This window comes from Streptomyces olivaceoviridis (assembly GCF_014650115.1).
In the GTDB taxonomy this organism is placed as follows: domain Bacteria; phylum Actinomycetota; class Actinomycetes; order Streptomycetales; family Streptomycetaceae; genus Streptomyces; species Streptomyces olivaceoviridis.
Map to the genome: position 1 here is coordinate 223,431 of NZ_BMUI01000013.1, position 10,819 is coordinate 234,249.

The 10,819-nt window shown below is 69.5% G+C and carries 11 protein-coding genes; 1 reads left to right on the forward strand and 10 read right to left on the reverse strand.

The window, feature by feature from the left end; all coding sequences use genetic code 11:
• Nucleotides 1-27 precede the first annotated feature (27 nt).
• Nucleotides 28-399, forward strand: a complete 372-nt coding sequence (locus IE273_RS24810) for a PRC-barrel domain-containing protein (RefSeq protein WP_189817377.1) — start codon at nucleotides 28-30, stop codon at nucleotides 397-399.
• Here IE273_RS24810 and IE273_RS24815 read toward each other — a convergent pair.
• The 10 genes from IE273_RS24815 to clsA all read right to left on the reverse strand — a co-directional run bounded on the left by IE273_RS24815 (nucleotide 321) and on the right by clsA (nucleotide 10,657).
• The gene (locus IE273_RS24815; RefSeq protein WP_189817378.1) at nucleotides 321-1,811 is read right to left on the reverse strand and encodes a DNA polymerase IV; all 1,491 of its coding nucleotides are present in this window, start codon (nucleotides 1,809-1,811) and stop codon (nucleotides 321-323) included. The two genes, IE273_RS24810 and IE273_RS24815, sit on opposite strands and share 79 nt — an antisense overlap.
• Before the next feature lie 81 nt (nucleotides 1,812-1,892).
• Nucleotides 1,893-2,576: a MerR family transcriptional regulator gene (locus IE273_RS24820; RefSeq protein ID WP_086011502.1), complete on the reverse strand. Its 684-nt coding sequence runs from the start codon at nucleotides 2,574-2,576 to the stop codon at nucleotides 1,893-1,895.
• Between the two features lie 263 nt (nucleotides 2,577-2,839).
• Nucleotides 2,840-3,313 carry a bifunctional nuclease family protein gene (locus IE273_RS24825; protein ID WP_026253112.1) on the reverse strand — a complete coding sequence of 158 codons (474 nt, stop codon included), beginning with the start codon at nucleotides 3,311-3,313 and terminating at the stop codon, nucleotides 2,840-2,842.
• Nucleotides 3,314-3,398: 85 nt separating this feature from the next.
• Entirely contained in the window at nucleotides 3,399-4,136 is a 738-nt protein-coding gene (ftsR, locus tag IE273_RS24830) for a transcriptional regulator FtsR (RefSeq protein WP_189817379.1), read from the reverse strand.
• 44 nt (nucleotides 4,137-4,180) lie between these two features.
• The gene (locus tag IE273_RS24835; protein WP_189817380.1) at nucleotides 4,181-5,011 is read right to left on the reverse strand and encodes a zinc-ribbon and FHA domain-containing protein; all 831 of its coding nucleotides are present in this window, start codon (nucleotides 5,009-5,011) and stop codon (nucleotides 4,181-4,183) included.
• Nucleotides 5,012-5,201: 190 nt separating this feature from the next.
• Nucleotides 5,202-6,065, reverse strand: a complete 864-nt coding sequence (locus IE273_RS24840; protein WP_189817381.1) for a DUF881 domain-containing protein — start codon at nucleotides 6,063-6,065, stop codon at nucleotides 5,202-5,204.
• Between the two features lie 5 nt (nucleotides 6,066-6,070).
• On the reverse strand, nucleotides 6,071-6,403 hold the full coding sequence (locus IE273_RS24845; protein ID WP_003988855.1) for a small basic family protein: 333 nt from the start codon (nucleotides 6,401-6,403) through the stop codon (nucleotides 6,071-6,073).
• Nucleotides 6,400-7,308: a DUF881 domain-containing protein gene (locus IE273_RS24850; protein ID WP_189817382.1), complete on the reverse strand. Its 909-nt coding sequence runs from the start codon at nucleotides 7,306-7,308 to the stop codon at nucleotides 6,400-6,402. The genes IE273_RS24845 and IE273_RS24850 overlap by 4 nt, the downstream gene beginning before the upstream one ends.
• Nucleotides 7,309-7,439: 131 nt before the next feature.
• Complete coding sequence (locus IE273_RS24855; protein WP_059265427.1) at nucleotides 7,440-9,935, reverse strand: mannose-1-phosphate guanyltransferase; 2,496 nt, start codon at nucleotides 9,933-9,935, stop codon at nucleotides 7,440-7,442.
• A 113-nt stretch (nucleotides 9,936-10,048) separates the two neighbouring features.
• Nucleotides 10,049-10,657, reverse strand: a complete 609-nt coding sequence (clsA, locus tag IE273_RS24860; RefSeq protein WP_189817383.1) for a cardiolipin synthase ClsA — start codon at nucleotides 10,655-10,657, stop codon at nucleotides 10,049-10,051.
• Nucleotides 10,658-10,819: the final 162 nt, after the last annotated feature.

Here is a 10,819-nt window from a genome sequence, read left to right on the forward strand (position 1 = left end):
TTGCGACCACGTGGAGGGAGAGGGACCGTGCAGACCGACATCGATCCACGCAACCTGATCGGCCGCAAGGCGTTCGACCGCAATGGCACCAAGATCGGCACCATCGACGAGGTGTACCTGGACGACGCGACCGGCGTGCCCGAATGGGCGGCCATACGCACCGGCCTGTTCTCCCGGGACGCCTTCGTACCGCTGGAGCCCAGCGAACTCGTCGAGGGCACCCTGCACGTCCCCTTCGACCGCTCCCTGATCAAGGACGCCCCCGACTTCGGCGTGGGCCGCCACCTCTCCCCCGCACAGGAGCTCCAGCTCTACCACCACTACGGCCTCGACGTGGCCTCACCCCCCAAGGTCCCGGACCACGACTTCGGCAAGCTGGCGGGGTCGGAGGATGCCTGAGCCGCGAGGTCCTCCGGAGACCGGGGCGGAGCCGTGCGACGGCCACGGTCAGGCGGACCGGGACGTTCGGCCGGGTGGGAGGAATCCGGGACCAACGGCAACGGATCTGCGGTCTCCAGCGCGGGATCGTCGGCGAAGAACGTCCGCACCCGCCCCGGAGGGGAGTGCGGCGTCTCGAACCGCACGGTCACCCGCCCCAGCCCGCTCCCCTGCACCCACCCGTGCCCGTGCTCCGCGTGCCGCACATCCTGTCCGGCCCGCCACTGCCGCTCGACGGGCTCCGCCCGCTCCACGACCGCCTCCACCGCACCCTTCTCCGGCTCCTCCGCCGCCGGCACGGGCATCGCCTGCGCGAACAGGTCCTCCTGCGTGTAGTCGGCGAGCCCGGACACCCCCACCCCGAGCAGCCGCACCCCGCCCGTCGTGTCCACGGAGTCCAGCAGTCGCGCCGCCGCCTCACGGATGACCACGGGGTCGTCCGTGGGCCCCCTGAGCGTCTCGGAGCGGGTCAGGGTGGAGAAGTCGTACCGCCGCACCTTCAGCACGATGGTCCGCCCGGACAGCCCGGCCTGGCGCAGCCGCCGCACACACCGGTCGGCCAGCCGCCGCACCTCCAGACCGACCCGCAGCCGGTCGTGGATGTCCACGTCGTACGTGTCCTCCACCGACACCGACTTGGTCTCCCGCTCGGCCACCACGGGCCGCTCGTCCCGGGCCAGGGCCATGGCGTACAGCGCGTGCCCGTGCGCCTTGCCGAGCAGCCGGACCAGCTCGTCCTCGCCGGCCTCCGCCAGTTCCTCCACCGTGGTGATCCCGGCCCGGCGCAGATGGTCCCCGGTGGCCGGTCCGACCCCCGGCAGGGTGCGCACCGGCATCGGCGCCAGCAGCGCCCGCTCCGTGCCCGGCTCGATCAGCCGCAGGCCGTCCGGCTTGGCCTGCTCGGAGGCGATCTTCGCGAGCATCTTGGAGGCGGCGAGCCCCACCGATCCGGTGAGCCCGGTGACCGCCCGGATGTCCGCGCGCAGCCTCTCCCCGGCCCGCCGCGCCGACTCCTCGTCGCAGGCCGCTCCCCCGGCCTCCAGGTCCACGAACGCCTCGTCCAGGCTCAGCGGCTCGACCAGCGGTGACAGCTCCCGCAGCAGCGCCATCACCTGCTCGCTGATCGTCCGGTACAGGGTGAAGCGCGGCACCAGATACGCGGCGTTGGGTGCCAGCCGGCGCGCCTGGGACATGGGCATCGCCGAGTGCACCCCGAACACCCGTGCCTCGTACGACGCGGTCGCCACCACCCCGCGCGGTCCGAGCCCGCCCACGACCACCGCTTTCCCGCGCAGGCTCGGCTTGGACGCCTGCTCCACCGAGGCGAAGAAGGCATCCATGTCGAGATGCAGGATCGTGGGCGCGTTTCTCACATCTCCGATGCTGCACCACGGCACTGACAACGCCGTGACGCCGGGGTGCCCCGCGGGGGGCCCGGCGGCCGGACCCGGAGGTCAGACCGCCCGGTTGCGGCGCCGCGCCAGCTCGTCCGCGGGGTTGTGCCCGACCAGGGTCTCGCCGGTGTCGATGCGCTCGCCGTGCAGCTGGGAGAGGGCGCTTTCCACGTCCCGCCACACCACGCCGACGGCGATCCCGAAGATGCCCTGACCGCCTTGGAGCAGGGCGTGGACCTCGTCCGGCGAGGTGCACTCGTACACGGTCGCGCCGTCGCTCATCAGGGTCATCCGCTCCAGGTCGCGGAAACCGCGCTCCCTGAGGTGCTGGACGGCCGTGCGGATGTTCTGCAAGGACACCCCGGTGTCCAGGAACCGCTTCACGATCTTCAGGACGACGACGTCCCGGAAGCTGTACAGACGCTGGGTGCCCGACCCGTAGGCGGGCCGTACGCTGGGCTCGACCAGCCCGGTGCGGGCCCAGTAGTCGAGCTGCCGGTAGGTGATGCCGGCAGCCGCGCAGGCCGTGGGCCCGCGGTAGCCGATCTCCTCGGACGCCATGGACGCCACCCCTCCGCCGTTCGGCACCGCCGTCGGCAGCTGCGGAGCGTGCTCCACCGCGCTGCCGGGATGGGCATGACCCCCGCCTGAGCGAGGTCGCGAGCTCGGGGGCGGGTACGGACCGCTCTCCCCGAAACCGCGTCCGGGGGCACCCCCAGCCGTACCGTCGCCGCTGGTTCTCACGCCGACCTCCGTCCTTGACCTGCCTTCTCGACGGTAGGCAGTCACCAGGGGTGCGTCAACGATCGCCACACTCGGCACGCCGAGTGATAATCACCCAAGGAGTGGTTTCCCGTGTCCCACCGCGGGGAAAGGCTAGCCGAATGCGCTGACGGGGGGCCGTAGGACGCTCTCACTGGCCGGAGGCAATTGCCGGGGCGAGGGCCGCGCAGGACCGGCCTGTTCACCCCGGTGGTCCACCGGGGTGAACAGGCCGGTCCCAGGGCTCACTGGCTGCTGGTGCCGAAGTCCTCGGGCGAGATCTGGTCGAGGAACTCGCGGAACTTCTCCACCTCGTCCTCCTGCTCGTCCGGAATGGCGATGCCGGCGTCGTCCAGCACCGTGTCACTGCCGTAGATCGGCGTCCCGGTGCGCAGGGCGAGCGCTATGGCATCGGAGGGACGGGCGCTGACCTCGACCCCGCTGGCGAACACCAGCTCCGCGTAGAAGACACCTTCCCGCAGATCGGTGATACGCACTTCGGTCAGCTCCTGGCCGACGGCCTCCAGCACGTCCTTGAACAGGTCGTGGGTCAGCGGTCGCGCGGGGGCCATGCCCTGCTGGGCGAAGGCGATCGCCGTCGCCTCCCCCGGCCCGATCCAGATGGGGAGGTAACGGTCGCCTCCCACTTCGCGCAGGAGCACGATCGGTTGGTTGGAGGGCATTTCGACCCGGACACCTACGACATCGAGCTCGTTCACACAGCAACCCTAGGCCGTGCCCGGGACGTTTGGGTAGTCGGGCCGGGAACAGGTGCCCGATCCGGCCGCTCCACGGCCCGCCCGATCAGGGCAGCCGCACACCGAGAGCGGTCGTCACCAGGGCCGCGTGCAGCTTCACCGTCAGGGCCGCCAGCTCCTTCGTACGCGCCTCGGCGTGTGCCCTGGTCTGCGGGTTGCGGTGGCGCTTGAGCGGGGCCACGACCTGGTCGACCAGACCCGCCTCGCGGTCGGCGGCGGCCTTCATCACCCGCAGGTGGCGCGGCTCGATCCCGAATCGGCCCAGCTCGGCGATGAGCGAGGCCACGGTGACGGCCTCGGCGTCGTAGGCCCCGTCCTCCAGCGCGGCGATGAGCCCGTAGGACTCCCACTCCTTCAGGTCGTCCTCGTCGATGTCCGCGGCGGCCAGCAGCTCGGCCCTGCCGATCCTGGCCACCGTCGGCCCCTCCACGCGCGCGGACACGTCCTCCGCGGTGCGCTGACGGCCCACCACGGGCAGCGGGACGGCCTCACCCCGCTCCATGGCGTCCAGATGCTCACGGATCACCTTGAGCGGCAGATAGTGGTCCCGCTGCATCCGCAGGACGTGACCGAGGCGCTCGACGTCCCCGGCGCTGAACTTGCGGTACCCCGACGGGGTCCGCTGCGGCTCGATGAGCCCCTCCGACTCCAGGAAGCGGATCTTGGAGATGGTGACTTCGGGGAACTCGTCGCGCAGCACGTTCAGCACCGTGCCGATGCTCATCAGCCCACTGTCCCTGGCGGCGGTACCGCTTCCGGCACCGCCGCTCGGTGTTTGAAGCATGGACCTTCCCTGGGGGTCCCCCCGGACATCAGTCCGGGGGCGGCTCAGATGCCCTGCCGGCTCGCGTAGAACACCAGCCGGTACTTGCCGATCTGCACCTCGTCACCGTTCGACAGGGCGACCTGGTCGATGCGCTCCCGGTTGACGTACGTGCCGTTCAGGCTGCCCACGTCGGCCACCGTGAAGGAGCCGTCCGGGGAGCGTCGGAACTCCACGTGGCGCCGGGAGACGGTCACGTCGTCCAGGAAGATGTCGCTCTGCGGATGACGGCCGGCCGTGGTCAGGTCGCTGTCCAGCAGGAAGCGGCTGCCCGAGTTCGGCCCCCGGCGCACCACCAGCAGCGCCGAGCCCATCGGCAGGGCGTCCACCGCGGCCTGTGCCTCCGGGGAGAGCATCGGCAGCGGCGTCTGACCGGTCGCCTCGGAGTCGTAGGCCTCCAGACCCGAGATCGAGATCGTGGACGTCGTCTCCGTGGCCCGCTCGGGCGTCAACCCAGGACGCAGCGGCGCCCCGCAGTTGGAGCAGAACCGGGCGTTCTCCGCGTTCCGGTTACCGCACCTCGTACATACCAGGACCGACATCGACGGATCCTCCTGCCGCGGCTGCCCCGCCGGGGCGTTGGACGCGTACGGGCCGGAGGCGAACCCTCCACCCGTACCTGAGGTTGACGGTTGCCCGAAACCTATGCCGCCGGACTGGGCAGGGTCAACAGACGCCGCGCCCTGACCTCCCGAAATGTCACCGCCCGGACCAGCGACCTGGTCCCGGAACAGCGGGCGCTGGCCCTCCGCGTCAGGCTGTGCGCGATGACGAGCGGTCGCGTTGCCGCTGCCCTCTCGCGCGCTCTTGCCGAACAACTTCGCAAACAACTTCACGGGCGATTCCCCTTGACCGAAACAGACCCGCCCGTGGGGCAGGACGAACCCTGATTGCCTACACCGGCCGAGCCGGACATTCTCACAACGTCCGTAACCACCAGACAGTTTCCACCACGCACCACCCCTTCGGTGCGCCGACCCCCCGCAACCTCATGCCCCTGCCGGACGGCCCCCATGCACCGCCGGTTCACTGGGAGGACGACCGAGCGTAGTCAGGCCGCTTCGCCTGTCGCAAGGCGTCCACGACGATCTTGTCCGACCGCTCGACGGTCACCGTGGCCTGCTCCTTCTCCAGAGTCTGCACCACGCCCCCAGGGATGTTCAGCGCGGGCTCAAGGTCCTGCGGCTTGCCGATGACCTTGAAACGATAGGGGGCGTTGATCTTGTTCCCATCGACGCTCACGCTCTTGCCGGCGTCGGTGAAGTAGGTACCGGTGACCACCCGGACCCCGTTGACCTGGATCGCCTCCGCACCGGCCGCGCGCAACTCCTGGATCGCGTCGAGCAGCATGTCCGCCTGGACCGTCCCCTTCGTGTCCTCGATCGTCATGGTGATGCCGGGACCCTGCGCCGCCACGGTGCCCGCCAGGATGCCGAGTTGCCTCTCCTTCTCGGCGGTCTGCCGGCGTGCCTCCGCGGCCTGGTCGGAGCTGCTCTGAAGCTCCTGACGCTGCTTTTCGAGTCCCTGCTTCTCGTCCTGAAGACGCTGAGTACGCGAATCCAGTTCATCGAGGATGCGTACAAGATCTTCTTGGCGGGCTCCGCGCAGCGCGCTGTCGGTGTCGCTGTTGGACGCCACCTGCACGGCCAGCCCGAAGCCCAGCCCGAACAGCAGCACCGCCACGATGAGTTGAGCACGCGTGAAGCGCGGCGGCCACAGCCCCTTGACGAGCCGCTGCCGGCCCGTCAGCCGCTGTTGGGGCTCCCCCGCGGCCGGCTGCCCGGCCTCGGGCGCGGGCGCGGGCACTTCCGCCGGCAGTTCCCTGCGCAGCCGGTTCCCCGGCTGGTCGTTCCGGCCGTTGCCGTCGTTGCTGTCGTTCTGCTCGCTCATCGGTGTCACGCCCGGAACACGTGCCGCCGGATCGCCGCGGCGTTGGAGAAGATACGGATGCCCAGGACCACGACGACGCCCGTGGACAGCTGCGCGCCCACGCCCAACTTGTCGCCGAGGAACACGATGAGGGCGGCTACGACCACGTTCGACAGGAACGACACCACGAAGACCTTGTCGTCGAAGATGCCGTCGAGCATGGCCCGCAGACCACCGAAGACGGCGTCCAGCGCCGCGACGACGGCGATCGGCAGATAAGGCTCGACGACCGCCGGAACCTCGGGCCGGACCAACAGGCCGGCCACGACTCCCACGACGAGGCCCAGTACGGCGATCACGATGTGCCCTTCTCGGTTTTCTCGGACTTCGGCTGTGCTGTGCGTACGGTCACACTGGGCGCGGCGGGCAACCGGATGTCACCCTCCGCGGAGATGGTGGCGCGGATGCCGTAGCTCTCCTCCAGGGCGTGCAGATACAGGCCGTCGGCGCTGTTCTGGAACCCGGTGCTCAACCTCTCCCCGTCCCCCACCGCCAGCACCGTGTACGGCGGCACCAGCGGCCTGTTGTCGACCAGTATCGCGTCACCCGCCGCCCTGATCGCGGACAGGGCGGTCAGCCGCTGCCCGTTGACGGAGATCGCCTCGGCCCCGGAGGCCCACAGCCCGTTGACCACACGCTGCATGTCGCGGTCCCGTACCCGGCCGGTGTCGGAGAAGCCCGACGTCTCACGGGGATTGGAGCCGTCCCCGCCGCCACCCGCCTCCTTGGCGTCGTTCACGACGAGCTTGACACCGGGACCGTGCACCGCGGTGGCACCCGACAACAGACCCACCAGGTCCGCCTCGGCGCTGCCCCCGCTCGACTTCAGGGCCGCCCGCTGGCGCGCGCTGACGTCGTCGCGCAGCGTGTCGACGGTGCTTTCGAGCTTGTCGGCGTCCGCCGTCTCGCTGTCGATGCGGTCGATCAGCTCCTGGCGCTCCTTGGCCACGACGGGTGCCGTCACGCGCGCCTGGGCCGCCCCCACGGTCACCACGAGCGCCGTGAGGACGAGGCCGGCGGCCAGGCCCAGCTTGGCCCGGAGCGTCTTCGGCAGGCCGCCCTCGCCCTCGGACTTCCTGCGGGCGGCGGCCTCGGCGTACCCGTCGTCGAGGCTGTGGTCCATGACGTTGGTGATCAACGACATGGAGGCGTCCGGGCGCTGCGACCGCGTGGGGCTGCTCCGAACGGGGGGTTGCTGCGGCATGCCGCACATCGTCGCATGTCGCGAGCAGTACCTCCGAATGGCCCCACCGGCGTGCCGGACAGGCCCCCTTGGGGGACACTTGTCCGGCACGCACGCGTGCAGCGCGTTTTGCCGTTCTCAGCCGCCGCCCGTCACCGGCCGGCGCTGTCCACGACCGCCGACCACTCGTCCAGCAGGGCCTGCGCGGAGGCGTCGTCCGGCCCCTCCGCCCACAGATGGGTGACCGCCTCGGCCGGGTCGGGCAGCACCATCACCCAGCGCCCGTCGGTCTCCACGACCCGCACACCGTCGGTCGTGTCGACGGAGCGATCTCCCGCCGCCTCGACCACCCGCCGCATCACCAGGCCCTTGACGGCCCACGGCGTCGCCAGGTCCCGCTTGAGGACGTGCGCCCGCGGGATCCGGGCGTCGATCTGGCTCAGCGTGAGCTGCGTCCGCGCCACGAGCCCGATCAGGCGCACGAAGGCGGCCGTGCCGTCGTACACACCGCTGAACTCCGGGACGATGAACCCGCCCTTGCCGTCGCCACCGAAGATGGTGCCCTCCTCGCGCCCCACGCGTGTGAGGTCGTCCGGCGAGGTGGTCGTCCACTCGACCTGGGTGCCGTGGTACGCGGCCACCTGCTCGGCGATCCGGGTCGTGGTGACCGGCAGCGCCACCCGTCCGCTGCGCCGCTCGGCAGCCACCAGGTCGAGCATGACCAGCAGCGCCCGGTCGTCCTCGATGATCCGGCCCTTCTCGTCCACGAGCGACAGCCGCTCGCCGACAGGGTCGAACCGCACACCGAACGCGGCACCCGAGGACGCCACGATCTCGCCGAGCCGCACCAGCCCCTTACGCCGCATCTCGGCCGTCTCGGTGGGCCGGGACTCGTCCAGACCCGGGTTGATGGTCAGCGAGTCCACACCGAGCTTGCCGAGCAGGCTGGGCAGCACGAGCCCGGCACTGCCGTTCGAGGCGTCCACGACCACCTTGAGGCCCGACTCGGCTATCCCGGTGGTGTCGACGTTGCGCAGCAGCGATCCGGTGTACGAGTCGAAGACGCTGGCCGGGAAGTGCAGGTCACCGATCTCACCGGGGAACGCCCGCCGGTACTCCTGGCGTGCGAACACCCGGTCCAGCTTGCGCTGGCTGCCCTGCGAGAGGTCCGCGCCCTGTCCGTCGAAGAACATGATGTCGACCGAGTCCGGGACACCCGGCGAGGTCCGGATCATGATGCCGCCGGCACTGCCGCGCGCGGTCTGCTGCCGGGCCACGGGCAGCGGTACGTTCTCCAGGTCGCGCACGTCGATGGCGCTGGCCTGGAGTGCGGAGATCACCGCCCGCTTGAGCGCCCGGGCGCCGCGGGAGTGGTCGCGGGCCGTGGTGACGGTGGAGCCCTTCTTCAGGGTCGTCGCGTAGGCGCCGGCGAGCCGTACCGCCAGCTCCGGCGTGATCTCCACGTTCAGGATGCCGGAGACGCCCCGGGCGCCGAACAGATGGGCCTGCCCCCGGGACTCCCAGATCACCGAGGTGTTGACGAAGGCACCGGCCTCGATGGTCTTGAACGGGTAGACGCGGACGTTGCCCTGAACGATCGATTCCTCACCGATCAGGCACTCGTCACCGATGACCGCGCCGTCCTCGATCCGGGCCGCACGCATGATGTCGGTGTTCTTGCCGACGACACAGCCGCGCAGATTGCTGTGCTGCCCTATGTACACGTTGTCGTGCACGACGGCCTTGTGCAGGAAGGCACCGCTCTTGACGACGACGTTGGAGCCGACGACGGTGTGCTCCCGGATCTCCGCGCCGGCCTCGACCTTCGCATAGTCACCGATGTACAGCGGCCCGCGCAGCACGGCGTCGGGATGCACCTCGGCGCCCTCGGCCACCCACACGCCCGGGGAGATCTCGAAGCCGTCGATGTCGACGTTGACCTTGCCTTCGAGGACGTCCGCCTGGGCCTTCACATAGCTCTCGTGCGTGCCGACGTCCTCCCAGTAGCCCTCGGCGACATAGCCGTAGATCGGCTTGCCTTCCTTCATCAACTGCGGGAAGACATCGCCGGACCAGTCGACGGGCACATCGGCTTCGACATAGTCGAAGACCTCGGGCTCCATGACGTAGATGCCCGTGTTCACCGTGTCGGAGAAGACCTGCCCCCAGGTCGGCTTCTCCAGGAAGCGTTCGACCTTGCCTTCCTCGTCGACGATCGTGATGCCGAACTCCAGCGGATTGGGCACACGGGTCAGGCAGACCGTGACCAGAGCACCCTTCTCCTTGTGGAAATTGATCAGCTCGGTGAGGTCGAAGTCGGTCAGGGCATCGCCGGAGATGACGAGGAAGGCATCGTCCTTCAACGCCTCCTCGGCGTTCTTGACGCTTCCGGCGGTACCGAGCGGCTTCTCCTCGTTGGCGTACGTGAGCTCCATGCCGAGCTCTTCGCCGTCACCGAAGTAGTTCTTTACGAGGGACGCCAGGAACTGCACGGTGACCACGGTCTCGTTGAGCCCGTGCTTTTTGAGCAGTCGCAGCACATGCTCCATGATCGGGCGGTTCGCCACGGGCAGGAGCGGCTTGGGCATGCTGGAGGTCATTGGGCGAAGGCGCGTGCCTTCGCCGCCGGCCATCACGACGGCCTTCATGTCGGAAGCGTCCTCCTAAAGAGATGACTGTCTAGCCGACTTCACCCGTCCAAAGTGTCCCGCATTTCACGGCGGGGGGCCATCGGACGACTTTGTCCAGACAAAAGAGGGGCTCAATCGGCCACGGCATCCGCGCGTACCAGACGGCGGACTTGTACTACGTACAGCACTCCTGCCCACCAATAGAGGGTTGTACCCCATCCGGCGAAAGCCCACCCGAAAACTGCGGCGAGTGACGCGATCCATCCGCTTCCGTCGCTGAGCAGCAGCAGCGGGAAGGCGTACATGAGGTTGAACGTGGCGGCCTTGCCGAGGAAGTTCACCTGCGGCGGCGGATAGCCGTGCCTGCGGAGGATGCCCACCATGACCAGGAGGACCAGCTCCCGGGCCAGCAGGAGGGCGGTGAGCCAGAGCGGGAGGATTTCCCGCCAGGTCAGCCCGAGCAGCGTGGACAGGACGTACAGCCGGTCGGCCGCGGGGTCCAGCAGCCGGCCGAGGCTGCTGATCTGGTTCCAGCGCCGGGCGAGCTTGCCGTCCAGGTAGTCGCTGACCCCGCTGAACGCGAGCACGAGGAGGGCCCACCCATCACTCTTGGGGCCGCCGAACTCCGGCCTGAGGATCAACCACAGGAAGAGGGGTACGCCGACGAGCCGCGCCATGCTGAGGATGTTGGGGATGGTGAGGACCCGGTCTGTCTGGACGCGGGTCTCCTGGACCTCCACCCGGGGGCCTCCTGTGCGAAATGAACCAACGATGCCCCCTGACCTTACCTCAACGCAAAAAAGCTCCGGCCCCTGGGCAGTGCCCAAGAGCCGGAGCTTCAAAAGGAGTTCGGCGGCGTCCTACTCTCCCACAGGGTCCCCCCTGCAGTACCATCGGCGCTG